The following is a 23527-nucleotide window of genomic DNA, read 5'->3' as shown; positions in this document are numbered from 1 at the left end:
AAACACAAGCCAAACAAACATAATAAGCGATGAAAACGCTTGCGCAACCGCAAGCACGAAACTTGCGTTAAGATAGTGCGGTTTCGGAAGGCGAAACGAAAACGAACCGCACAACGAAGGAGCATCCGTCCATGAGCGTTGAGCCTCAGGCAACCGTATGGATCACCGGCGCCGCCGGGCGCATGGGCCGCACGATCAACGCGCGACTCGACCACGATCGATATCGCGTCGTGACGACCGATAGGGAACTTGATATCGTCGACCTGCAGCGAAGCCTCGCCTTCGCCGAGTCGGAGAAGCCCTCTTTCGTCATCAACTGCGCCGCTCTTGCAAGCCGTACCGAGGCCGAGGCCAACCCCGACCGAGCCTATCAGGTGAACGCGCTCGGCGCGCGCAACCTCGCCATCGCGAGCGCCTCGGTGGGGGCGACGCTTGTGCACCTGTCAACCGACGATTTGTTCCCCGCCATGTCCGAGCATCCCTTCAACGAGTTCGACCCGACCGACCCGCCGCACGTCTACGGCAAGTCGAAGCTCGCCGGCGAGCGGTTCGTGTGCGAGCTCAACCGCCGCCACATCATCGTGCGCTCGTCATGGGTCTACACCGCCGAGCCTGACGACATCCTCCCTCGCGCGCTGAAGGCGAGCCGCGAGGGTCGCACCGTGTACGTGCCCGCGAACCAGTTCGCGTGCCCCACCTCGGCCGATACGTTCGCCAAGGCCGTCGTGGCCGTCATGGAGTCCAACGAGTTCGGCACCTTCCATGCCGCCTGCACGGGCGTGACGAGCCGCTTCGAGTTCTTCGAGCGCGCCTTCGAGCTGGTGGGAGAACCGATTGGCAACCTGCGCGGAGCGAGCAAGCCCGAGCACGGCTACCGCATCGAGCTCGACAACATGATGGCGCGCCTGACGGGCGTGTTCGAGATGCCCACCTGGGAAGACGACCTGGCCGCCTTCGTCGCGAGCCACGATTTGGCAGCAGGCGGCGAGAAGTAAGCGGCGAGCCCCGGCGGCCCCAGAGGAAGACGCGTGCCCCACCGTCGAGGGTACGCTCCCACCGTCAAGGGCGTTCCACTCCCGATTGAAGGACACTTCGCCCCTCCGCAGAGGAACGCGCTACTCCTTCGCGACCCAGTTCTCGCGACCCTGCTTGTACACGCGCACGCCCTCGACGTCGGCAAGATAGCCAGCAAGATGCGGATACCCGAGCTCACGGACCTTGAAGGACTTGAAGCGCGTGCGCACGCGTTTGGAGAGCTCGGCAACGGCAATGCCGTCCTTGCCCGCCTCGGCCACTTCCGCGCGAATGAAATCGTCGGGAGTCGCAGGAGTTGCAGAGGCCTTGCGCGAACGGCTGCGGCGGCGCTTCGCGGGCGCCTGGGCCTTGCCGCCTTCAGCGGACTCACCTGCCGTCTGAGCCTGAGCCTTGCCGGCGCGGTTCGCCTCGTCGGCAGCCTGCGCCTTGTCAGCCCGGTCATCTCCAGCAGCCGCCTTATTCTTTCGCGCGGTGGACGCCTTTTTCTTGCTCGCCCCATCGCTCTCAGCCGGTTTAGCCTCATTAGCTGCCGTATCCTGAGTCCCTGCCTCTTCGGCCTGCGAGGCGTCAGCCGCATCGGAGGCGGCCTCTTGCTCCCCTGCGGGCGAATCGCTGGACTCGCCCTGCTGATCGGTCGATACCGCCTGCGACTCAGCAGCCTCGGAGGTTACCTCCTGCCGTCCATCGGCTGCCTCATCAGTCTTCGTGTCGGCAGATTCACCCTGGTCAGCGCCAGAAACCTTGGATGATTTGCGACGGCGGCTGCGGCGACGGCGCGACTTCGAGCTGTGCGAGGACGCATCCTCGCCTCCCTCGCTCTCCGAATCCTCAGAAGCGCTCGCAGTTTCAGTTTGCTCGCCCGCTTGCTCGCCAGCGCCCTCGGGATCAGAAGGCTTCTCAGCCGCCGCACGCTCGTGCTCGACGCCTTCCGCAAGCTCGACCCGCACGTTCGAGCCGTCCTTGCGAATAGTGACGCTCTTGAACTCGCCGAGAAGCTTCGAGAGCAGGTTCGTGCCGAACGAGCGCACGTCGAAGTCGGGGTAGCGCTTGAGCAGGCGGCTTCCCACCTCGCCTAAGCCCGTCGACTTCCCGTTGTTCTGGTTGTCGGTGATGATATCGACGACTGCGCGCTCGACCTCCTCGATGGTCAGGCTCGACGAGGAGCCGTTGGCCTTGTCGCGACGCGCCTCGCCGATGAGCAGCTCAAGCGTGGTGAAGATGTCGCATGCCTTGCGAAACGGCGTGGGCGTTTTCTTCTCGCCCATCCCGATCACCGTAAGGCCGCTCTCGCGGATACGGCTCGCCAGGCGCGTGAAATCGCTGTCGCTCGACACGAGACAGAAGCCCTCGACCGAGTTCGTATAGAGGATGTCCATCGCGTCGATGATCATGGCCGAGTCGGTGGCGTTCTTGCCGACGGTGTAGCTGAACTGCTGAATCGGTGTGATGGAATTGTCGAGCAGCGCATCTTTCCACTTGGCGTGCAGGGTGCTCGTCCAGTCGCCGTAAATGCGCTTGTAGGTGATGGTGCCGTATTTCGAAAGCTCGTCGAGAATGGGCTTGATGTACTTCGATGACACGTTGTCCGCGTCGATAAGCAGCGCAAAGCGCTTGTCAAATGAGGGTTTTTGTTCCACAGGTTCTCCTTTTGCGGCGCCCGCGAACGGACGCTCATTGTTCGCCCCCATGATACAACAGCACTCCCATCACCGCATTATCCTCACAAAGCGCGCGGGCAGGACACGACGGGCGAAAGCGGACGGGCGCCTTCCGCAACGCGGCGGGCGCTAGGTTAGACGCGCCCGTCACGATGCGGCAGGCGCTAGGCGTAGTCGTAATGCTTGCGCAGGCCGACGAGAAAGCCGCCGGTAAGAAACATCGACGCGATCTCGGCGACCACGATGGAAAGCCAGATGCCGTCGACGCCGATGATCGCCGGCAAAAACATCACTGCCGCGCACTCGAACACGAGCGTGCGCAAAAACGATATGAGCGCCGAGACGAGGCCGTTGTTGAGCGCCGTGAAGAACGCCGAGCCGAAAATGCTCACGCCCACGAAGATGAATGCGAGCGAATACTCGCCGAGGGCAGAGACGGTCATCTCGCACAGGGCGGGGTCGTATCCCACGAACACCGCCGCAAGCGGGTGCGCGAAGAGGTGCGTGAGTACGGTGATCAGCGCGCCCCCCGCCACCATCACGCCAAGACAGGTGCGGAACAAGCCTTTGAGCTCGGCGGAGTTCTTCGCGCCGTAATGGTAGCTGATGATGGGCGAGGAGCCGACCGTGAAGCCCATGAGAAGCGACACCGCGATCCACGCAACGTATTGGATAACGCCGTAAATCGCGACGCCATCAGGGCCGATGTAGGCCATCAGCTGGAAGTTGTAGACCATCGACACGAGCGACATGGAAAGGTTCGAGACAAGCTCCGACGAGCCGTTCACGCAGACGCGCCCCAAAGCCCGCACGTCGATAAGCGGACGACCCAGGCGCAGCGTGCTCGAGTTCGGCCGCACGAAATAGAGGAACGGGATCGCACCGCCAAGGACCTCGCTTATCGCCGTCGCCAGGGCAGCACCCGCCAGGCCCCACTGGAACACGATGATGAACAGGGCGTCGAGCGCGATGTTGGCAACGCCGGCAACCACCATGACGCAAAGCCCCACCTTGGGCTTGCCCGCAGCGGTCAACAGGCTCTGGAAAGTTTCCTGCAACATGAAGAAAGGAAGCGAGAACGCCAGGATGCTGCCGTACACGACGCATTCCTCAAGCAGCGATCCTTCGGCACCTAATGCACCAGCGACAGACCCTACGGCCAGGAACACCACAATCCCGCACGCGATGCCCACGATGAGCGTCGCGTACACGATAAGCGAGAACAGCCCGCGGGCGCGCTTGTCATCGCCCTCCCCCATCGTTTTGGCGACGAGCGCCGTGCCTCCCGTGCCGAACATGTACCCGAGCGCGCCGAGCATCATGAACAGCGGATAGACAAGGTTTAAGGCAGCGAAGGATTCCTTGCCGACGAAGTTCGACACGAACAGGCCGTCGATCACGCCATAGATCGAGGTGAAGAGCATCATGGCGCAGGTGGGGGCGGTGAAGCGTGCGAGCCGCCCAAGCGTGAAATGGTCGGATATCTGGATGGCCATGGCTTATCGTACCTTTTTATTCGGAGTGGAAAGACACCCGCCCGAGGGCGCAGCCTCGCCCTCCCCGCCGCGCTTGGCAGCTCCGTCGTTTCGAGATGCGGAAGCGTCGCCTTGCGCTACAGCCTTGACCCCTCGGGGCGCAGCTTCGCCATCCAGAAGCGCGGTCTTGCTGTTTTGCGAGGTCAGGCGCACCCCAGGGATATCCGCGAAATGCGAGCGCAGAGCATCGGTGTAGCGCCGTCCGAGGAGAAGCGACAGTTCGAGTTCCCTGTCGTCGAATTCCCTCAGCGCCGCAAGTTCCGCCTCGACCATAGGGACGATTGTGCGCTCGGCGAGCTCAAGGCCCACCGGAGTCAGATGCGCGAGCAGACCGCGACGGCCCGGACCGCTCTTGAGCTCAACCACTCCCTCGCGCTCGAGCTTGTGAATGGAGCTGTTCACCGTTTGCTTGCCGATACACATCTGCACGCAGATATCCCGCTGCGAGATGCCCTTTTCGCCCGCAAGGAAAATGGCGTACAGGATACTGAACGCGCTCTCGGAGATTCCGAACGACGTCGCAACGTCGCGATAGAGCTGGTTCTGCTCGCGCCAAAAACTGCCGAACGCCTCGTAGGCACGCGCGATATTACCTGGGATAGAAGTGCCCAGCGGGCTCGAAGCGCCCATCGGGCTCGAGTCGCTCAGCGGGCTTGCACTTGCCAACCTCGCTTCGCCTGGCGCGGTCGTGTCCGCCGAGCTTGCCGCGTTTGAGTTGCCCATCGCGTTTATGTCGAGCGTCGAATTCCCTTTGCTCATCCTTGCCCTTTAGTCCGATTTCGTACTATTATTGTACTGTAGTACGAAATCGGACTCACGAGAACACCGCGCACGCAATATGCACAACTAAAGCTCGCCTTCTTAGGTGGGAACGCGATAAATCGTATTTGTTAGACTCCTTTATAATTAAAAACCGCAGGTCAGCGCTCTGCCGTTCAATTAATTAGGACTCTAGCTGTACAAGAATGACGATAATTTGCAAAACAAGAGATAGTCTCGCGGCGCATTCCCTCACTTCGTCGCCTCAATTAACGGAATGCGCAGAGATATTCCCCACTTTGCTAGATTTTGGGGAATATTTTAATTAGTAGCCATACTATATTTGAAAACTATCGTCGTTTTTGTACACAACCCCACCGCGCGCCCGCCACTGCACCCCGAGCGATCGCACCGCGCGACCCCGCCGCGCCACTGCGCGCCCGCCACCACCGCGCCACCGCGCGCCCGCCGCGCCGCACGGCGCTCGCTAGCTCGCTTGACGCGCAATACTCTCCACAGCCTCAAGCGCGGCGTCCACCTCAACCTGCGTGTTGAAGCTGGAGAAGCTCACGCGCACGACGCCCTGCTCAGCCGTGCCGAGCGCCTTGTGCATAAGCGGCGCGCAGTGGGCACCGGGGCGCGTGCAGATGCCGAAATCAGCATCGAGTCGCGCGGCGACCTCGCCCGAGTCGGCGTCGCCGATGTTGAAGGCGACGATTCCCGAGCGCCCAAAGCTCGCGTGCCCGCCGTACACCATGATCCCGGGAATGCTCCCCAGCCCGCATTCGAAGCGCTCGACAAGCCCCGACACCTGGGCAGCGATCGCAGCCGGCGTTTTCTGCGCCACGTATTCCACACCAACGGCAAGCCCCGCCAGGCCGTGCGCGTTCTCCGTCCCCGCCTCAAGCGCCTCGGGCATGAAGGACGGTTGGCGCTCGTCGAAGCTGTGCACGCCCGACCCGCCCTCGAGAAGCGGCTCCACCTCAAGCCCCTCGCGAACGATGAGTCCGCCTGTCCCCTGCGGGCCGTAGAGGCTTTTATGCCCGGTGAAGCAAAGCACGTCCACCCCGAGCGCGGCCATATCAACCGGCATCGCGCCCGCCGTCTGCGCCGCATCCAGAACGAACAGCGCGCCCGCGTCATGCGCCATCGCAGCCATGCGCGCGACATCGTACACATCGCCCGTCACGTTCGACGCGTGCGTGGCGGCGACCAGGTTCGCCCCGCCCTCAAGCGCGCGCTCGTAGGATTCCCAGTCAAGCGATCCATCAGGCAGAATGCGGACAACCTCCACCCGGGCCCCGCGCATATCGCGAGCGCGGAAGAGCGGCCGCAGCACCGAGTTGTGCGACGCAGCCGTGGTAATAGCGCGCCCCCCATCAGGCAAAAGACCCGCAAGGGCGATGTTGAGCGCCATTGTAGCGTTCATGGTAAACGATACGCGGGAAGCGTCCGGCGCGCCGAGCGGCCCTGCCACAGCAGAGCGCGCCTCGAATACAGCCATGCTCGCCGCGAACGCCGCCGCGTGCGACCCGCGCCCCGGACCCCCGAACGAGCCGATCGCGTCGGCCACCGCGCGAGCCACACCGTCGGGTTTCTTGAGCGTCGTCGCCGCATTGTCGAGGTAAATCACGTGAACGCCTTTCGGGAAATCCGCCCGCAGGCGAGCAGTGCCTGCCGCAGGCGTCGAGTTCTTGTATAGTGGAATCATACCGCGAAAACGAATAGCGCGGCCACGCGCACGACAGGGAAAGGACGTCCCATGGAGCAGTACAAGCAGGAGTTCATCGAGTTCATGGTCGAAAGCCACGTGCTCAAGTTCGGCAAGTTCACGTTGAAAAGCGGCCGCAAGTCCCCGTTTTTCATGAACGCAGGTGCCTATGTGACGGGCGACCAGCTGCATCGTCTGGGGCTCTCCTACGCGCGCGCGATCCACGACAACTTCGGGCTCGACTTCGACGTCGTGTTCGGCCCCGCGTACAAGGGCATCCCCCTGTCGGTCGTGACGGCGATGGGGCTTTACGAGCTTTACGGCAAAGAGGTGAAGTACTGCTCGAATCGTAAGGAAGCGAAAGACCACGGCGAGGGCGGCAACCTGCTCGGGCACGTGCTCGAAGACGGCGACCGCGTTGTCATGGTGGAAGACGTCACCACGTCGGGCAAGTCGATCGACGAGACCTACCCCCTCATCACCGGCGCCGCGAATATCGAGGTCAAAGGCCTTATGGTCTCGCTCAATCGCATGGAGGTCGGCAAGGGCGGCGTGAAGTGCGCCTGCGACGAGGTGTCGGAGAAGTACGGCTTCCCCACGGCGAGCATCGTGAACATGGCCGAAGTGACCGAGTACCTCTACAACCGCGAAGTGCAGGGTGAGGTCCTCATCAACGACGACATCAAAGCTGCTATCGACGCATATTACGAAGAATGGGGCGCGAAGGAATAGCGCAACCACTTGGTTAAGCGGGCGAGAAGGCTCCGGGGCATGTCGGGCCGCACCTCCTCGCCCGACCCAGCCAAGCGGCACCTCTCGCCCGGCGCCTCGTTAATGGATGATTTCTACGTTTCTCAGCATGTTCTCGGCAAGAGCGACTTCCTGCGCGCGGTCCTCTCCCTCAACCGGTCCGAGATACGTCACGCCCACGCCAATGAGCCAATCGTTCCAAAAATAGCTTGCGGCGCGTATCTCTCCGGCCTTGTCCTTGTACGCCTTCTCATATGCGGCGTAAATGAGGATAGACTCACCGTTTCCTTTGTCGATATCGTCAACAAGGCGAAATCTCGGATCGGTCATTTCAGGGCGCGGAAGCGTGAAGTTATCGATGACGCTTTTCACATCTTGGCTGGAGACATCGCCATCATCGACCTCGGAAAACATCGAGAGCGACCGAAAGATATGGTCTTCCTCCTCCCCCGACACCAAAAACGTCGAGTCAAGACCGCTCACTTCTTTTGAAGAGAAGAGCGAGCTATACACCTCGAGAAACATGCCGAATCCCTTTTCATGGTAGAAGCTGCCCTTGGGAACAATCTCGTAAGGTTCCTCGTAATAAATGCGCAGCTTTCCGTTATCCACATGGGGAGATGCGTTGCCGCCGTCGCTCAAGGAGCAAGCAGCCAGCGCAAAAACGGCTAACGCGGAAAAGCATGCAGCCAAAACGGCGCAGAGTAAACGCAGCACGTGATTCTTGCACCCCCATAACCCCCGATTTCGATTATCACTAGATTTCGATAGCATTTTCTTCGGCTCCTATCTCATGTATGTTGCACGCAGGACCTCTTATCTTGCCATGCCCCCACGCAAAGCCATCGCTGCCAGAAAAGAGTTCATTGTAGTAATGGCTCTCGTCATCGGGACCTGGGCGTAATATGGGATAGCCCCAACGCCACCTCGATACGCCCCTTGCTGCACTCCGGCGCCTTCCAGCATTTCCCTCTTTTCAGTTGGCGCGTTTTGCCTTATCATGTTTGCTTGCGCAAATCACATGCCGGCGTGGCTCAACGGTAGAGCAACTGATTTGTAATCAGTAGGTTGCGGGTTCGATTCCTGCCGCCGGCACCACGCAAAAGCAATCCCCCATCTGGCGGTGCATCCTTTCCAGATGGGGGATTTTTTCGCTCGCTAATCTTTCACCACGAGAACGGGAACCTTCGCCTCTTTCAGCACGAAGCTCGATACGCTGCCCAGGATGCCGCGCAAACCGCCGAGGCCGCGCGATCCCATGATGATGAGGTCGATGTTGTGCGCCGCCGCATACGCGACGATTTGCACACCGATCGTCGTCTCGATCTGCACCTCAACGTGGATCTCGTTCATAAGCCCGCGCGTCGCGAGACGAACGTCGCGCTCGAGCTTTCTTTGAGCCTCGTTTTGGGCATCCTCGAAAGCCTCTCTCATGCCAACGGGAACCGCCGCGCCATACGAAGAATCGAGCCGCTCGATCACCTGATGCTCGATGTCCGAAATCTGCAGCACGTGAAGCGCGCAGCCCGGATCCTCTTTCGCGTAGCGGGCCGCTTCCTCGAGCGCCGCATCGGCAGACGCCGAACCATCGTAGGGAACTAAGATATTGTCATAGAGCATGGCTGCCCCTTCCCCATCGTGCGTGTAAAACGCAATCCAGAAGACGGCGATGCAGCGATCGCCTTGTGAGCTAATGATAGCGCGCTTATCTATCTGCGAACAGGGATTATGGCGAATTTTCTCCTTCATCGGGAAAGAAAGGCGCGGGCATTGCACATCGGTTCGAAGCTTGTTAAAATACGAACAAATATTCGAACGAACAGGTGTACCCATGAATATCGCCGACAAACTGGAAATTCTCGCTGACGCCGCAAAGTACGACGTAGCCTGCACATCTTCCGGTGTCGACCGAGGAGCACGGCGCGGGCAGCTGGGAAACGCCCTGGCCGCGGGGTGCTGCCACAGCTTCACCCCCGACGGGCGCTGCATCTCGCTTCTGAAGGTGCTCATGACCAACGTCTGCGTCTACGACTGCGCCTACTGCGTGAACCGCGCGAGCAACGACGTCGCTCGTGTCGCGTTCACCCCCCGCGAACTCGCCGACCTGACGATTTCCTTCTATCGGCGCAACTACATCGAGGGGCTGTTCGTAAGCTCGGGCGTTCTGAAAAGCCCCGATTACACGACCGAGCTTCTGATCGAAACGCTGCGAATCCTGCGCGATGAATACGGGTTTCGCGGGTACATCCATGCGAAGGCGGTGCCCGGCACCTCGCCCGAGCTGATCGACCGGTTAGGACGCCTAGCCGACCGCATGAGCGTGAACCTAGAGCTCCCCTCCCAGAAAAGCCTTGCGCTTCTGTGTCCGCAAAAGCGCAAGCAACAACTTCTGGCTCCGATGCGTCAGATTCGTGACTCCATGGCAGAAGATGCCGACACGCGCGCGCTCGTACGCAAGAACACGACATACTACTCGCAAAATCGACCGGCGAAACGCGAGCGGGCTTTCGTCCCCGCAGGCCAAAGCACGCAAATGATCATCGGCGCCACACCCGAGAACGACTTTCAAATCCTGAATTTATCGGCGGCGCTCTATCGCACGCTCTCGCTCAAGCGCGTGTTCTTCAGCGCCTACCTGCCGGTAACCTCCGATGAGCGCCCGCCCGCATCGGGGGCGGTGGAGCTCGATCGCGAGCATCGCCTCTACCAGGCCGATTGGCTTATTCGCTTCTACAAGTTCGACGTGAGCGAGATAATCGACGAGGACAACCCTTACCTCGACCCGCAGCTCGACCCGAAGGCGAACTGGGCCGTCAACCACCTGGAGCACTTCCCCGTAGAGGTGAACACGGCCCCGCTCGAAATGCTCCTGCGCGTGCCCGGCATCGGTCCACGCGGGGCGCGCCTTATCGTGAAAGCCCGGCGAACCTGTTGCCTGCACGAGCCCGAGCTGCGAAAACTCGGCATTGCCTACAAACGTGCGCGGTTCTTCATCACCTGCAACGGGAAGTACGCAGGCGCAGGCACGCCCTTCACCCCAGGTGCCCTGCGCGCGCAGCTTGCCGCCCCCATCGACGGAGGAAAACATGGACGGCGCGCGGCGAAGCAATGCCAGAGGCAGCTGAGCCTCTTCGACCCACTTGAGGGACAAGGTTTATGTAGGAAGCGAATAGAAGGAACACGCGAACGCGACGCGCTCTATGACACGCAAGGGGCGATTGCACGCGAATACAACGCGCTCGACGCATCACGAGGGGCGAATGCACATGGCACGTCCGCGTACTCAGCAAAGACGGGTGTAAGCGATGCCCTCGAAACCTCGCATGAGGCAGGCGCAAGCGGTACCCGTACGACCGCGCAGAAGACAAGTGTATCAAGCTCAAGCCCTCGCAGCCTCCCTGAGAAAAGCACCCTCGCCAGCCAAGCCGACGGCCTGTTCGGGTGGCAGCATGCCATCGACAAGCAAAAGGTTTGCGCATGATCGCCGCAGAAGAGCCGCTCTCCCACGTCGCCTATGTCTACGACGGAACGCCTGAGGGGCTGTTCACCGCGGTGTTCCAAGCCTACGCGAACCATGAGGACCCTGAGGATATCGCACGGGAATCTTCGTTTCAACCGCGTCTTGGGCAAAGCGTGCGCACGATAGAGTCCGACGCCAAGCTCGCCGAACGCGTCAAACGCGGGCTGGTGCGCACAACGGGGAAAGCAGGATTCAACGCCGTGCTGCACGCATCGCTTTCAGATGACGCCCAAGCAGGCACCGTCGTCTATCGGTTCATTCGCTACGCTATGAGGGCCGATGTACGACAAGCGGCGATCGGAGAAATCGCACACCCGGCCGTCGCCCCGCTTGTCGCACTCGACCGATCGGTAATGAATGAGCGGCATTACCTGCAGCAATTTCTGCGCTTCGAACGCCTTGAGGGCAACGTATGGTTCGCCCGCTGCTCCCCGAAGGCATCGGTCGTACCGCTGCTTATGGGCTGGTTCTCGGCGCGCTTCAACGACGCCCCCTTCATGATTTACGACGAAGCGCACCGCATAGCGGGAATCTACGACGGATCGGGGTGGCAGCTCGTTCAAGCCGACGAAGTCAATCTCCCTGAAAAAGCAGGTGACGAAGAGATGATGCAGCAAGCGTGGAAGCGGTTCTACGACGCCGTCTCCGTCGATGCGCGCTACCACCCCGAGCTCCGCCGGCAATTCATGCCGAAACGATTCTGGAAGCATATGCCTGAAATGGACGAGCGCGGCGACGCATCGACAGGAGCCTACTCGCTCAATACGCCCTCAAGGTCGAAGGCGGGGATGAAGCTCTCCTCGGCAGCACCGCCCTCCTGCCAGAAATAATCCTCGATTCCGAGCGAGTCGGCAAAATCGAGCAGCCGCTCATAGTCCTCATCGGGAACGCGACGGGCAAGCTCAGGGCAGCGCTCAAGCTCGCGGCAGGCCCAGGCGTCGCCCGAGTTGGCACTGTCCGCCAAAACGGGAGTGTACTGGTTCATAAGCGAGAGCAGAACCGAACTGCCGAAATGCTTCCACACCGTTTGAACCACACGTTTCGAGTCCTCGAGCGCACCGGGCAGCATCAGATGGCGCACTACCACCCCGCGCGTTATACGCTCGTCACCCTCGTACTCGTCAAAGCAAGGGTCGCCCAGCTCATCGACCATAGCAGAAAGAGCATCGAGGGCGACCTGAGGATAATCAGGAGCCTTTGAGTATCGCGCGGCAAGCTCGGAGGAGGCGTATTTGAAATCGGCAAGATACACATCCGCATAACCTCGGTTTTCACGAACGGCGCGAACCGTCTCGTATCCCGAGGTGTTCCAAACGACGGGGAGGTCCATCCCCTGCCCCCGCGCCAAATCGAGCGCTGCTCGCGCATGCGGCGCGTAATGGGTCGGCGTCACAAGATTGATATTCAGCGCGCCCTTCGCCTGAAGCTCGGAATAAATCTGCGCCAGACGCTCAATCGATATCTCAGCCCCCGCCTCGCCGTCGGCAATAACGGCGTTTTGGCAGTACACGCAGCGAAGCGGGCACCACGAGAAGAACACCGTGCCCGACCCGTGCGTGCCGCTGATCGGCGGCTCTTCCCAGAAATGCAGCGCAGCGCGGGCGATACGTAGGCGCCCATCGGCCCCGCAAACACCACGAGCCCCCGCGCTGCGGTCAACACCGCACACGCGAGGGCAAAGGTCGCAAGAAGATATGTCGATTTCGCTTTGAAGCATCATTCATTCCCGTCGTTTCGACAAGCCGAGATTACCTCCGTGCTCAAACAGTCCTGCTTTGGCGAACAGTCCACTGGACTGTTCGCGTCGTGCGGAACTGCGCGCGGAGGCAATTCTCGGCTCGTCGAAACTGCTATTCCGTCCATCGAGTCAAGCCGCAATATGTAGCCTGCGAGTATTCGGCGGCGCCTCCGCGCGCAGTTCCGCAGCGCAGCGAGGACTGTCTGAGCACGGAGGTGGCGCGAGTGCTCGCAGGCGGACAAGCCTAACGTTTATCCCGCCGAGCTCCCGACCCGCCGAATTAGCCGTGAAGCGCATAGGGGCCAAGCCAATATCAGCAGCTCGAGAGCAGACGCCGCCGCATGCTCCCGAGCGGACAGGTCAAACTAGTTCGCCGAGTACCCGAATCCGCCGTGGTCGTGATGATGACCGCAGCCGCAATCGTCTTCCTCGTCATCGTAGCCGTAGTCGTCGCCATCGTCAGCACCCTGACCATATGCTTCCTCAGCACGAGACCAGTCAAGGCCGTTCTCAGCGCACTCGGCTTCCTCACCGTAGACCAAAGCCAAGGCTGCCGGCGACTTGAACGAGCCTCCGATCACCTCGAGCAGCTCCACGAGGTGCATCGTCGATTCCGCCTGCGGAAGGATCAAATCGGCATCGTCGGCACTTGCGAGCGCGGCCTGCAGCTCCGAGAGGAACATCTCCGCCGTGAACGCGCCCTCGAAGCGCTTTTCGCGAACCGCCTCGAGCATGCGCTCGGCGGGCTCGGAGAGGCCGGAAATCGCGACATCGGAGAGGCCGTTGCCCAAAGCGGCACGGTGCGCGGCACGGACCAGCGCGTTCGCCTCGATTGCGGAGACGACGGCAGCCGCCTCCTGCAGAGTGCGAACAGCACGCATGAGCTGTGCCGTTCCCGCAGCGCCGCATTCCACCACGCGACCGCAGACCGCATGGAGAAGCCCTTGCGCCGCGGCGACAGCGTCCTCTTCGCCAGCGACGTAGCAAACGAGGTTTTCCTCGTCGAAGGGGCGCGGATCGAGCATGTCCTCAAGAGCAATGGGCGCCTCGACGAACCCCAAGTCGCTCACCGTGGCGACCGCGCCGAGTTCGCGCGCGAAACCTGGCGTCGATGCGGAGAAGTCGATGAGCACCGCACCAGGATGCGCCGATTGGACGAACCCTCCTTCGTCGAAGTACGCGTCCTCGAGCGCCGACTGCGAGGTGCAGAACGTGATGACGGCGCTTGCCTCCTCGATATCGGCGCAGCGCTCGAAACCGGCGTTCGCCAAGCGCACGGCGATATCGTCATGGAAGTTCTCGTCACCGAAAAAGATATAACGCATGGGACCCCCTAATTGCCTTTCACTTTACGGGCGATGCGGTCTGCCACGGAAAGCTCCTCGCGGCGGTCCTTGCCCCAAAACACCACGGCCAGCATGCCCGGCCCCACATGCGACCCGATGACCGGGCCGATGCTGCTCTCCAAAAACAAGATGTTCTCGTCGATCTTCGAAAGCGCCTCTTTCAGGCGATCGGCATCCTTCGGGCAGTCGGCGTTGCCAATGACGGCGAAGCGAGCTGCCCCTTCGTCCGCGACATGCTTTGCGTAGTACTCCGCAAGCTGCTTGATGCCCTTTTTCCGTCCGCGCGCGACGCCGGTGAGCGAAAGCTTGCCATCGAGCGCGATGTTAAGCAGCGGCTTCACGTCGAGCTTCGATCCGGCGAGCGCAACCGAGGCGGGGATGCGGCCACCACGGCGGAGCGCCTCAAGATCATCGACCATGAACTCGGCGTCGATGTAGTAGCGCGCTTCCTCGGCCCAATCCACCATCTCCTTGGCGGTAAGCCCCCGGTCACGCTGGCGAATGGCCTCATAGACCAAGAACCCTTCGGCAATCGATGCCAACAGCGTGTCGACCACGTACAGCTCGGCTTCGGGATGCTCGGCCACAAGCTGGTCGCGGATGATCATAGCGGTGTTGTAGCTGCCGGACAGGCCGCTTGAGAAGCTCAGGCACACCGTCGGGACGCCGGATTCGATCGCGCGGGTGAACACGTCTTGGTACATCGTGATCGGAACCTGGGCCGTCGAGGGCTCGTCGCCGTTGCGCATCGAATCAAAGAAGTCCTGCGCGGAACGCGAGCGATACATATCATCGGAATGCTCGCCGTCACCGGCGATGTAGGGAAACTCGATCAGCTCGATACCTTCGCGATCGACCAGTTCGAAAGGCAGATCGCAACAGGAATCGATAATCAGGTTGCAGGCTGGCATTCATTCTCCTATCTCATGCGGCGCCGCTCGTCGAGGCGCCGGCGTATCAGATTCCACCCGCTACTCGAAGCCGCGCAACTTCGCGACCAGGTCGCTTCGGTGCTCAAACAACCCGTGTTCGAGTCCTACCGGGTACGAATGCGGGTTGAGCATGCGCTTTTGGCTCTCGTCGAGCGTGGCAAGCCCCGCCCTCGCGCGCTCCCTCGCGGCGAGCGCATCGCGGAACTTAGGCGCGAGCACCGTCTTGCCGTTGCGCGCGAGCGGCACGAGCAGCGTCTCGAAGCGCTTACCTCCCAGGCGCTTGCGGCGCAGCGAGTCGAGCGGATCGACGATCGTCTCGCACTCCTGCACACCGGCGTTGGTGTCGAACACCATGTCGCCTGCGATGTAGCCGTCCTCGTGGTAGTAGCGGCGCACATCGAGAACGCCAGGGAACGTAAGTTTTTTAGCCGACTCGGAGATCTTCAGGTGATCGACCCACTCGCCGCCCGGCTTGCGCGTCGCGGAAAGCTTGTAGACGCCGCCGAGCGTGGGCTGATCGTAGGCGCAGGCGAGCTTCGTGCCCACGCCCCAGGCGCTCACCTGGGCACCCTCTTCGAGAATCGACTGAATCGTGTACTCGTCGAGATCGTTGGAAAGCACGATGCCGCAGTCGGTCAAGCCCGCCGCGTCGAGTTTGCGGCGCGCCAGCTTCGCAAGCCATGCCAAGTCGCCCGAGTCGATGCGGATGCCCGAAAGCCTCTCGCCGCGCTCGCGCATCTCAAGGCCGACGGTGATCGCGTTGTCGACGCCCTGCTCGACGTTGTAGGTGTCCACGAGCAACGTGCAGTTTTTGGGGAACGCCTCCGCGTAGGCGCGGAACGCCTCGAGCTCGGAGGGAAACGCCATGACCCACGAGTGGGCGTGCGTGCCCGACACGGGGAGATCGAACATCTTGCCCGCGAGCACGTTCGAAGTCGATGCGCAGCCGCCCACGATGCTCGCGCGTGACGCCCACAGGCCGCCGCCCGCGCCCTGGGCACGGCGCAAGCCGAACTCGGCCACGGGCGCACCCTGCGCCGCAAGGCACACACGCGCGGCCTTGGTCGCAATGAGCGTCTGGAAGTTCACGCAGTTGAGAAGCGCCGCCTCGAGCAGCTGGCACTGCATGATCGGGCCCTTGACGCGCACGAGGGGCTCGTTCGGGAACACGACCTGCCCCTCGGGCACGGCATCGATATCGACCGTCAGCTTGAAGTCGCGCAGCCATTCCAGGAAATCGGCGGCGAACAGCGCGCCGCCGCCCGGAGCGGGAATCTTCGAGAGATAGTCGATGTCCTCGCCCGAGAAGGCGTAAGTGTCCACCATGTCCGCAAGCTGCGCCATGCCGCATGCGATGGCATAGCCCCCTTTGAACGGGGTGTCGCGGAAATACATATGGAAACATGCCTCGGTGTTCTCATGCCCGGAATCGCGATAGCCCTGAGCCATCGTGATCTCGTACAAGTCCGTTAAAAGCGCGTAGTCGATGGGCATTTGCTCTCCTTAGCCTTCGTTTTGCGAGCTGCCGCCGGCCTTGTGCGAGCGCCTGCGCGCGCGACGATGCTCGTTTTGCGAGGGAGTGCCGCCCTGCGCAGAACGCTGGCCGCCCTCTCCCTGCTGACGCGACCCCGAAGACGATGCCTGCTTTTGAGGCTTCGTGCGAAGACCCGAGGACTTCTGGCCAGGGCGGGGACCCGACTTCTGCTGGCCTTTCCCCTCCTCTTTGGCGCGCTGCGGCTTCTGATGCTTGGCCGAGCGCTCCGAAGACTGTTTGCCCTGCTTGCTCTCGCCCGCCTTCTGATCGGGGCGCCGACGCGGCTTGCGCTTGGAAGAGGACCCGCGAGAAGCCTGATTGTCCTGCTTCTTCTCCCGGGAATCCTGCTTGGCTGAGCGATCGCTTTCCGCGGAGACCTTCGTCGACCGACGACGGCGCCCGCGATGCGGCTCTTCGGCCGGGCGCTCTTCAGCAGCGCCCTTGCGCGAGCGCTTCGAGGAACCCGTGCGGCGCACGCTGCCCGCTTCCGCAAGCTTGTCCCTGCCGGTGAACTGGTCGGTCGAGAAGAGCGTGTTGGAGGTGAACTCCGGCTCCTCGGGAGCGTTCGCCTCGTCCCACGCCTCCTGCCCGATCGTGTTCGGGCGCGTTCCCTCCTCGGGCGCATCGAAGGCGGAAAGCGGCACGCGAACGGGCTTCTCGCCCTCAAGGCGCACCGAGACGACCTCGCGCGGCACGTCCAGGTCGACAACCTTCGCCGGGCCATCAGGCGTTTTCACCGTGGCGTTCTGCTTGGGGGCGCGGCTCTTGAAGTCCTTGTACGCGTCGAACTCGTAGCGCAAACAGCACATGAGGCGCCCGCACACGCCGGAAATCTTCTGCGGGTTGAGCGAGAGATCCTGCTCCTTGGCCATGCGAATGGACACAGGGCAGAACTCGCCGCCCAAGCGGGCACAGCACAGCTCCTGGCCGCAGTGGCCGAGACCACCGACCATGCGCGCCTCGTCGCGCACGCCGATTTGGCGCATGTCGACGCGCACATGGAAGCGCGAGGCGAGCTTGCGCACGAGCTCGCGGAAGTCGACGCGCTCCTCCGCCTCGAAGTAGAAGACCGCCTTGTCGCCCTCGAGCAGGTATTCCACCGACACCGGATGCATGTCCTCGTTCGCCTCGGCGGCCATCTCCTTGAAGATGGGCAGCGCCTCGCGACCGAGCCGCTCCATCTCGGCGGCGCGTTCCACGTCCTCGGGCGTGGCGATGCGCTTCACGGGCTTGAGCGGCGATTTCAGCTTCTTCACCTGGTCTTCGTCAATCTCGAAGACGTCGCCTGCGGCATGGCCGAACTCGACGCCGCGCGCGGTGAGCACCACCACGTCGTCGCCGTTATGAATATCCAGATCACGCGGGTCGAACCACAGCGTGCGCGGATTGAATGCGAGCCTAATGGGCGCGACTCGAACCATACAGAACCTCTCTCACTTCAAACAGCATCGCATCGATGCACGTTTCTGGGGAAACATTATACGAGATAGCCTCGTCGCTTTCGCGCAGCGCGGCCAGCGCGGCGGCCGCTCGGGCCTCGTCGGTGCGCGCGGCGGCCATCTCGATCTGCGCCTTGACGTCGACGTTCACGATGAACTCAGGCGTTCCGGCACAGGTTGCCATCACATCGCGCAGCCAAGAGCTCGCAATCGAGAAAACCTGATGGAGCGCCTGCGAGGTCTTCGCCGTGATCTGGCGCTTGTTGCGCGCCTCGATCTGGCGGATCGCCGACTTGGCCAGGAAATCGGCGTTCTCGGAAAGCTCCGCCTCGAGCGCCGCGCGGACATCGTCGAGCGGTGCCTTCGCAGCCCTCACGAGACCGGCAGCGAGCTCTATGATATCCCAATCGTCGGCAGTGGCGAGCCGTGACATCGCATCGACCACGCCCCTCCGGAAGGCGAGGCTGTCGTTGGACTTCAAAAACTCGCACGCGCGCGTGATCGACCCCGAGCACGCCTCGATGGCGATGCGCGCGGTCTCGATTGAGGCGCCCGTGTTCTGGCGGATGATGCCCGCGGCCTCGGTTGCAGGGATATGGCGGAACGGAACGACCTGGCAGCGCGAGACGATCGTCGGGAGCACGCTTTCGCGCGTGCGGCCTAAAAGGACGATCATCACGTTTGCAGGCGGCTCCTCGAGCGTCTTTAGGAAGGCGTTCGCCGCGGCGGTGCCCAGCATGTCCACGCGGTCGAGGATATAGACCTTCGACTTCGCCTGGATGGGAGCATAGGAGACGTCCGACACAATCTCGCGAATCTGCTCGACCAGATAGCCGCCCGCACCCTCGGGCGCATAGTAGCGCACATCGGGATGCTTGCGTCGGGCAATGCGCGAGCAGGCATCGCACGCCCCGCACAAACCTCCGCGCGGACCCTTTGCCCCCTTCGGGCAAAGGTACGCCTGGGCGAGCGCGTATGCGGCTGCAGTCTTGTTCGATCCGGCGGGGCCGCAGAACAGATACGCTTGGCTCACGTGCCCGCCGCGGACGCTCGCGCGCAAGAAGTCGCGCACGCGCGGTTGGCCGAATATGTTCTCGAACGCGTCAGCCACGATGCCCCCTCTTTCCCCGACCGCCGCGCTTGCGCTTCGCCTGGGGCTTGCCCTTGGCCGCGCCCTCCGCGTGAGGCCCAGAAGGCTGGGGGTGCGTCGCGCCCTCCGCGCGGGCGGAAAGCTCGGGGAGGATATCGACAAGCTCGGCGGCGACGGCAGCGGCGGTCGCCTTGCGTGACGAGCTAGAGCGAACGATGCGGATTCGCTTTGGGTCGCGCTTGGCAAGTTTCAGGAAAGCCCTGTTCACACGCGAATGAAATACTTCTCCTGCCTGCTCCATCCGATCGCCCGCGCCAGCCCCTGTCGCCCGGGCAAGGCTTTTGCGCGTATCGCCGAGCACGAGGAGGATGGTGCGGTCGGGAACGATGCCGCCCGTGGCGAACGCGTTCGCTCGTCGTACGAAATCGAGGGGAAGGCCGCGCCCGTAGGCTTGGTAGGCGATAGTCGAGTCCGCGAAGCGGTCGCAGAGCACCACCGCTCCCCTTTCGAGCGCGGGGCGGATGACCTCGCAGACCAGCTGGGCGCGGGCGGCCTCGTACATCAAGAGCTCCGCCTCGCTCGATATCTCGCCGTTTTCAGGGTCGAGCACCATCGCGCGAAGCGACTCGCCGATGCCCGTGCCGCCGGGCTCGCGCAGGCACACAACCTCGCGCCCCGCGCGGCGCAACTCGTCGGCAACGTAGCGGATATGGGTTGATTTTCCTACGCCATCGCCGCCCTCGAACGTGACGAAGACGCCGCGGGGGGAGTTTCCCTCGGGCTGGCCGCTTACGGGCGCCCCCTGCGCATCAAAGCCTTCGCGCTCCGAAACGGGCTGCGCAGGCTCGGCGGTATGTCTTTCGGGCGTCAACGGCATGGGCTCCTAGTCCGCCACGCAGTCGCGCACAGCGGCGGCAACCGCCTCGACGGCGCGCGGGTCGAAGGGCTCGGGCATGATGAAGTCCTCGCAAAGCTCCTCGTCAGACACGAGAGCGGCGAGCGCGGAGGCAGCGGCGAGCTTCATGTCGTTGGTAATGCGCGTCGCGCGCGCCTCGAGGGCGCCCTTGAAGATGCCGGGGAAGGCGACCACGTTGTTGATCTGGTTCGGGAAGTCCGAACGGCCCGTGCCGACGACGCGCGCGCCCGCGCGGCGAGCCACGTCGGGGTAGATCTCGGGAACGGGGTTGGCCATCGCGAAGAGGATCGCATCGTCGTTCATGGAGGAGACCATCTCCTCACTCACGATGTTCGGGGCGGACACGCCGACGAAGATGTCGGCGCCGCGCATCGCGTCGGAGAGGGTTCCCTCCTCATCCGCAAGGTTCGTCACCTCAAGCATGGCGCGCTGAGCGTCAGTCACGCCCTCGGACTTCGAGCAGATGATGCCGCACTTGTCGCACAGGATGAGGTTCTTGAAGCCGTAGCTTAGCATGAGCTTGGCGATGGCGATGCCCGCTGAGCCCGCGCCGTTCACGATCACGCGGCACTCCTCCTTCTTCTTGCCCGTGAGGCGGAGCGCGTTGATGACGCCGGAGAGCACGACGATGGCGGTGCCGTGCTGGTCATCGTGGAACACGGGGATATCGAGCTCGTCGATAAGGCGGTTCTCGATCTCGAAGCAGCGCGGTGCCGAGATGTCCTCCAAGTTGATGCCGCCGAACGCGGGAGCGAGGCGTTTGACCGTCTCGACGATCTCGTCGACGTCCTGGGTATCCAGGCAGATGGGCACGGCGTTCACGTTGCCGAAAGCCTTGAACAGCGCGCATTTGCCTTCCATGACGGGCATCGCGGCCAAAGGACCGATGTTGCCCAGGCCGAGCACCGCCGACCCGTCGGAGACGACGGCGATGGTGTTCGCCTTCTGCGTGTAGGTGTAGGCGAGCGCGGGATCCGCCGCGATCTTCTTGCACGGCTCGGCGACGCCCGGCGTATAGGCGAGCGCCAGATCCTCGCGCGTCTTGATCTCCATCTTGGGAACGGTGTCAAGCTTGCCTTGCCACTCTTCGTGCAAACGCAGCGATTCCTGCGCGATATCCATGCCTTACCTCCGAGCCTTCTCGCTTCGCACGCGCCCTTGCGCGCTTCTATACAACCGTAAAAGTATACCGCTTCGGTGCCGCAGTACCGAATCCGCGCGGGCAAGCGCACAGGCAATCCATCGAGCGGGGCGGGGCCAACACGGCAACAGGCGCTCACCCTGCCGCTGTTCGAGGTCCCAAGCGAAAGGCGGCGGCTCGTGCTACACTCAACGCGTTTGCAAGACGAGAAGGGAAATCGAGTGGAACGCGAGAACAACACCCTCACGGCGAAGCGCGTGGCGAACGCGACCTACGACGCGATTCGCGCTGCCGCAGTCGGGCTGCGCGAAGACGTGCTCTGCGGCCTTACTGCCGCACGGAAGATCGAGGAGCAGCCGCGCGCGCAGTCGGTGCTCGACTGCCTGCTGGAGAACGCGCAGATCGCGCGCGAGGACGGCGTGCCCCTGTGTCAGGACACGGGAACCTGCTGGGTGAGGCTCGAGGTTGGCGAGGAGCTCTCCATCCCCGGCGACATCCTCTCGCAGGTCGACGACGCGGTCGCGCGCGCCTACACCGACGGGCGTCTGCGCATGAGCGTGGTGCGCGACGCGCTTTTCGACCGCGCGAACACGGGCGACAACACGCCCGCCTTCGCAGAGATAGCGACGAAACCGGGACACGGTGCGACGCTGCACGTCCTTTTGAAGGGCGGCGGATCGGACAACGCCTCGCGCGTGGTCATGCTCGCCCCAGGCGCGGGAATCGAGGGCGTGAGGAAGGTCGTGCTCGACTGCGTGCGCGAAAAAGCCGCAAACGCCTGCCCGCCGCTTGTCGTGGGCGTGGGCGTGGGCACGACCTTCGACAAGGTGGCGGGGCTTGCCAAGCATGCGCTTCTGCGAGAGATCGGAACCCCCGCCGCAACGCCCGAGCACGCCGCCTTCGAACGCGAGCTGCTCGACGCCATAAACGCAACCGGCATCGGCCCCGGCGCGCTCGGGGGCAAGACCACGGCGCTCGCCGTGCACCTGGAGACGGCGCCATGCCACATCGCGGCGCTCCCCGTTGCCGTCAACATGGGGTGCTCGGCTATGCGCAGCGCCTCGATCGACCTTTTGAGCTGGGAGGACTAACCATGAGCGAACCTATCCGCATGACCTTGCCGGCCGATCGGGAAAAGCTCGCCGAGCTGCGCATCGGGCAGGAGGTGCACCTTACAGGTGCCGTGTTCACGAGCCGCGACGCGGGGCATGAGCGCATGCTCGCGGCCCTGCGGGAGACAGGCGAGCTTCCCTTCGGGCTTGCGGGCGAGACCATCTTCTACGCCGGCCCCACCCCGACAGCCGCAGGCCGCCCGCTCGGGAGCGTCGGCCCCACGACGGCAAGCCGCATGGATTTCGCGACGCCCGAGCTCATGGACGCGGGGCTTGCCGCCTGCATCGGGAAGGGAAAGCGCTCCCAGGCCGTCATCGACGCCTGCGTGCGCAACCGCTGCGTCTACTTCGCGGCCGTCGGCGGCATCGCTGCCCTGCTCGCGAAGCACGTGACCGAAAGCGAGACCGTCGCCTGGGACGATTTGGGGACCGAGGCGCTGCGCCGCATCGAGCTCGTTGACTTCCCCGTCTTTGTGGCCGTCGATTCCCAAGGCGGCGACCTCTACCGGGCAATCGAGGCGGGAGAGCAGCTGTAAGGCCCCGCATCGGCGAAACTCCACAACGCGAAAACGCAAAAGCCCGGCCCCGCAGCGTGGAATGATGAACTCGGGGCCCAAGCTTCTTTTCTCTCGCGCAAGCAGCGCTTACAGCCTGCGCGTGCTCGCCGCCAGGCCGCCTAGGATGAAGTTGTCGATCGCCGCCTGCGTGCGCGCCCATTCCTCCGGGCTTGCGTTGATGCAGCGACGCACCGCGGAGAGGCATCCGCTCGACTGGAAGTACAAAAGATCGGCAAGCTCCCCTTCGCTCAAATCGCAGATACCCTGCATCGCGCGCAGGTAGACGCCCTTTTGGCTATCGACCATCTTGTCAAGGACGATGCGCGTGAGGCTTTCGTCCAGAAAGATGCCCGAATAGTGCTTGTTCTCGCGCACGAACTGGCAAAACGGCATATCGCACCCAGAGCATGCGCCCGCCGTGCGCATCTCACGCGAAACGAGATGGCGAGCGAGCGAGCTCGACTGCGAAAAGGCGTCGTCGAGCACCTCGTCGAGCACCTCGGTCATGTTGCGGTAATGGCGGTAGAACGTGCCGCGCCCGATTCCCGCGCGCTCGCAGAGGTCGGTCACCTTGATATCAGCGAGCGAACTCGACTTCTTCAATTCCAGAAACGCCTCTTTGATGAGGCCCTTCGTGAAGAGGATGCGACGGTCTACCTTCGGCGCTGCCGCAGACTTCGCACCTGTCCGCGACCTAGCGACAGGTTGCTTTTCAAGGCGGGCCGCCGTCTTCTCGCTCGTCTTCTCGGGCATA

The 23527-nt window shown here is 62.8% G+C and carries 21 protein-coding genes and 1 tRNA gene; 7 read left to right on the top strand and 15 right to left on the bottom strand.

What is annotated here, in order from left to right:
* Nucleotides 1–131: 131 nt before the first annotated feature.
* A complete protein-coding gene (locus Q0I65_RS05570) occupies nt 132–995 on the top strand; it encodes an NAD(P)-dependent oxidoreductase (protein WP_296060938.1) in 864 nt (287 codons plus the stop codon).
* 120 nt (nt 996–1115) lie between these two features.
* Here Q0I65_RS05570 and Q0I65_RS05565 read toward each other — a convergent pair whose 3' ends face one another.
* The 4 genes from Q0I65_RS05565 to Q0I65_RS05550 form a co-directional block, all read right to left on the bottom strand.
* Nucleotides 1116–2672 carry an NYN domain-containing protein gene (locus Q0I65_RS05565; RefSeq protein ID WP_296060937.1) on the bottom strand — a complete coding sequence of 519 codons (1557 nt, stop codon included), beginning with the start codon at nt 2670–2672 and terminating at the stop codon, nt 1116–1118.
* A 185-nt stretch (nt 2673–2857) separates the two neighbouring features.
* Nucleotides 2858–4189, bottom strand: coding sequence for an MATE family efflux transporter (locus Q0I65_RS05560; RefSeq protein WP_296060934.1), 1332 nt, complete (start codon nt 4187–4189; stop codon nt 2858–2860).
* 3 nt (nt 4190–4192) lie between these two features.
* On the bottom strand, nt 4193–4987 hold the full coding sequence (locus Q0I65_RS05555; RefSeq protein WP_296060932.1) for a MarR family transcriptional regulator: 795 nt from the start codon (nt 4985–4987) through the stop codon (nt 4193–4195).
* Nucleotides 4988–5474: 487 nt separating this feature from the next.
* Nucleotides 5475–6620: an aminotransferase class V-fold PLP-dependent enzyme gene (locus Q0I65_RS05550; RefSeq protein ID WP_296060928.1), complete on the bottom strand. Its 1146-nt coding sequence runs from the start codon at nt 6618–6620 to the stop codon at nt 5475–5477.
* Between the two features lie 129 nt (nt 6621–6749).
* Between Q0I65_RS05550 and pyrE the strand changes: the two genes are divergently transcribed.
* Nucleotides 6750–7430, top strand: a complete 681-nt coding sequence (gene pyrE, locus Q0I65_RS05545) for an orotate phosphoribosyltransferase (RefSeq protein WP_296060926.1) — start codon at nt 6750–6752, stop codon at nt 7428–7430.
* A gap of 99 nt (nt 7431–7529) precedes the next feature.
* On the opposite strand, the gene Q0I65_RS05540 is transcribed toward pyrE, so the two are convergent.
* Nucleotides 7530–8222 carry a hypothetical protein gene (locus Q0I65_RS05540; protein WP_296060924.1) on the bottom strand — a complete coding sequence of 231 codons (693 nt, stop codon included), beginning with the start codon at nt 8220–8222 and terminating at the stop codon, nt 7530–7532.
* A gap of 249 nt (nt 8223–8471) precedes the next feature.
* Between Q0I65_RS05540 and Q0I65_RS05535 the strand changes: the two genes are divergently transcribed.
* Nucleotides 8472–8546 (top strand) — tRNA-Thr (locus Q0I65_RS05535).
* A gap of 60 nt (nt 8547–8606) precedes the next feature.
* Here the strand turns inward: Q0I65_RS05535 and Q0I65_RS05530 are convergent.
* On the bottom strand, nt 8607–9068 hold the full coding sequence (locus Q0I65_RS05530) for a universal stress protein (protein WP_296060921.1): 462 nt from the start codon (nt 9066–9068) through the stop codon (nt 8607–8609).
* Between the two features lie 211 nt (nt 9069–9279).
* Here Q0I65_RS05530 and Q0I65_RS05525 point away from each other — a divergent pair, with 211 nt between their 5' ends.
* Together Q0I65_RS05525 and Q0I65_RS05520 are read left to right on the top strand one after the other, a co-directional pair.
* Nucleotides 9280–10929, top strand: coding sequence for a putative DNA modification/repair radical SAM protein (locus Q0I65_RS05525; RefSeq protein ID WP_296060918.1), 1650 nt, complete (start codon nt 9280–9282; stop codon nt 10927–10929).
* Nucleotides 10926–11798: a TIGR03915 family putative DNA repair protein gene (locus Q0I65_RS05520; protein WP_296060915.1), complete on the top strand. Its 873-nt coding sequence runs from the start codon at nt 10926–10928 to the stop codon at nt 11796–11798. Before Q0I65_RS05525 ends, Q0I65_RS05520 begins: the two co-directional genes overlap by 4 nt.
* Here the strand turns inward: Q0I65_RS05520 and Q0I65_RS05515 are convergent.
* The 8 genes from Q0I65_RS05515 to Q0I65_RS05480 all read right to left on the bottom strand — a co-directional run bounded on the left by Q0I65_RS05515 (nt 11720) and on the right by Q0I65_RS05480 (nt 21085).
* Nucleotides 11720–12688, bottom strand: a complete 969-nt coding sequence (locus tag Q0I65_RS05515) for a radical SAM protein (RefSeq protein WP_296060911.1) — start codon at nt 12686–12688, stop codon at nt 11720–11722. The two genes, Q0I65_RS05520 and Q0I65_RS05515, sit on opposite strands and share 79 nt — an antisense overlap.
* A 383-nt stretch (nt 12689–13071) precedes the next feature.
* Nucleotides 13072–14031, bottom strand: coding sequence for an NAD(P)-binding domain-containing protein (locus tag Q0I65_RS05510; protein ID WP_296060908.1), 960 nt, complete (start codon nt 14029–14031; stop codon nt 13072–13074).
* Nucleotides 14032–14039: 8 nt separating this feature from the next.
* Nucleotides 14040–14963 carry a DegV family protein gene (locus tag Q0I65_RS05505; RefSeq protein ID WP_296060903.1) on the bottom strand — a complete coding sequence of 308 codons (924 nt, stop codon included), beginning with the start codon at nt 14961–14963 and terminating at the stop codon, nt 14040–14042.
* A gap of 60 nt (nt 14964–15023) precedes the next feature.
* On the bottom strand, nt 15024–16478 hold the full coding sequence (locus Q0I65_RS05500) for a nicotinate phosphoribosyltransferase (protein WP_296060900.1): 1455 nt from the start codon (nt 16476–16478) through the stop codon (nt 15024–15026).
* A 9-nt stretch (nt 16479–16487) separates the two neighbouring features.
* The gene (ricT, locus tag Q0I65_RS05495) at nt 16488–17939 is read right to left on the bottom strand and encodes a regulatory iron-sulfur-containing complex subunit RicT (protein WP_296060899.1); all 1452 of its coding nucleotides are present in this window, start codon (nt 17937–17939) and stop codon (nt 16488–16490) included.
* Nucleotides 17917–19068 carry a DNA polymerase III subunit delta' gene (locus Q0I65_RS05490; protein WP_296060896.1) on the bottom strand — a complete coding sequence of 384 codons (1152 nt, stop codon included), beginning with the start codon at nt 19066–19068 and terminating at the stop codon, nt 17917–17919. Before Q0I65_RS05490 ends, ricT begins: the two co-directional genes overlap by 23 nt.
* Nucleotides 19061–19924 (bottom strand): dTMP kinase, encoded by an 864-nt coding sequence (gene tmk / locus Q0I65_RS05485; protein ID WP_296060892.1) that lies wholly within the window; start codon nt 19922–19924, stop codon nt 19061–19063. The genes Q0I65_RS05490 and tmk overlap by 8 nt, the downstream gene beginning before the upstream one ends.
* Before the next feature lie 6 nt (nt 19925–19930).
* On the bottom strand, nt 19931–21085 hold the full coding sequence (locus Q0I65_RS05480; protein WP_296060890.1) for an NADP-dependent malic enzyme: 1155 nt from the start codon (nt 21083–21085) through the stop codon (nt 19931–19933).
* Nucleotides 21086–21325: 240 nt separating this feature from the next.
* Between Q0I65_RS05480 and Q0I65_RS05475 the strand changes: the two genes are divergently transcribed.
* Nucleotides 21326–22195: a fumarate hydratase gene (locus tag Q0I65_RS05475; protein ID WP_296060888.1), complete on the top strand. Its 870-nt coding sequence runs from the start codon at nt 21326–21328 to the stop codon at nt 22193–22195.
* A 2-nt stretch (nt 22196–22197) separates the two neighbouring features.
* Nucleotides 22198–22752, top strand: a complete 555-nt coding sequence (locus Q0I65_RS05470) for a FumA C-terminus/TtdB family hydratase beta subunit (protein ID WP_296060885.1) — start codon at nt 22198–22200, stop codon at nt 22750–22752.
* A gap of 108 nt (nt 22753–22860) precedes the next feature.
* On the opposite strand, the gene Q0I65_RS05465 is transcribed toward Q0I65_RS05470, so the two are convergent.
* Nucleotides 22861–23526: a TetR/AcrR family transcriptional regulator gene (locus Q0I65_RS05465; RefSeq protein WP_296060882.1), complete on the bottom strand. Its 666-nt coding sequence runs from the start codon at nt 23524–23526 to the stop codon at nt 22861–22863.
* Between the last annotated feature and the right edge of the window lies 1 nt (nt 23527).

Origin of the sequence: uncultured Ellagibacter sp., assembly GCF_934643285.1 — a bacterium.
GTDB lineage: Bacteria > Actinomycetota > Coriobacteriia > Coriobacteriales > Eggerthellaceae > Ellagibacter.
Note: the sequence above shows the minus strand (reverse complement) of the source record. Positions and strands in the feature narration are given on the sequence as shown.

Coding starts and splice junctions, on each gene's coding strand:
- Q0I65_RS05525 (WP_296060918.1), top strand. CDS start 9,280: ATGAATATCGCCGACAAACTGGAAATTCTCGCTGACGCCGCAAAGTAC.
- Q0I65_RS05555 (WP_296060932.1), bottom strand. CDS start 4,987: ATGAGCAAAGGGAATTCGACGCTCGACATAAACGCGATGGGCAACTCA.
- Q0I65_RS05570 (WP_296060938.1), top strand. CDS start 132: ATGAGCGTTGAGCCTCAGGCAACCGTATGGATCACCGGCGCCGCCGGG.
- Q0I65_RS05540 (WP_296060924.1), bottom strand. CDS start 8,222: ATGCTATCGAAATCTAGTGATAATCGAAATCGGGGGTTATGGGGGTGC.
- ricT (WP_296060899.1), bottom strand. CDS start 17,939: ATGGTTCGAGTCGCGCCCATTAGGCTCGCATTCAATCCGCGCACGCTG.
- Q0I65_RS05510 (WP_296060908.1), bottom strand. CDS start 14,031: ATGCGTTATATCTTTTTCGGTGACGAGAACTTCCATGACGATATCGCC.
- Q0I65_RS05500 (WP_296060900.1), bottom strand. CDS start 16,478: ATGCCCATCGACTACGCGCTTTTAACGGACTTGTACGAGATCACGATG.
- tmk (WP_296060892.1), bottom strand. CDS start 19,924: ATGCCGTTGACGCCCGAAAGACATACCGCCGAGCCTGCGCAGCCCGTT.
- Q0I65_RS05520 (WP_296060915.1), top strand. CDS start 10,926: ATGATCGCCGCAGAAGAGCCGCTCTCCCACGTCGCCTATGTCTACGAC.
- pyrE (WP_296060926.1), top strand. CDS start 6,750: ATGGAGCAGTACAAGCAGGAGTTCATCGAGTTCATGGTCGAAAGCCAC.
- Q0I65_RS05465 (WP_296060882.1), bottom strand. CDS start 23,526: ATGCCCGAGAAGACGAGCGAGAAGACGGCGGCCCGCCTTGAAAAGCAA.
- Q0I65_RS05530 (WP_296060921.1), bottom strand. CDS start 9,068: ATGCTCTATGACAATATCTTAGTTCCCTACGATGGTTCGGCGTCTGCC.
- Q0I65_RS05515 (WP_296060911.1), bottom strand. CDS start 12,688: ATGATGCTTCAAAGCGAAATCGACATATCTTCTTGCGACCTTTGCCCT.
- Q0I65_RS05470 (WP_296060885.1), top strand. CDS start 22,198: ATGAGCGAACCTATCCGCATGACCTTGCCGGCCGATCGGGAAAAGCTC.
- Q0I65_RS05560 (WP_296060934.1), bottom strand. CDS start 4,189: ATGGCCATCCAGATATCCGACCATTTCACGCTTGGGCGGCTCGCACGC.
- Q0I65_RS05480 (WP_296060890.1), bottom strand. CDS start 21,085: ATGGATATCGCGCAGGAATCGCTGCGTTTGCACGAAGAGTGGCAAGGC.
- Q0I65_RS05505 (WP_296060903.1), bottom strand. CDS start 14,963: ATGCCAGCCTGCAACCTGATTATCGATTCCTGTTGCGATCTGCCTTTC.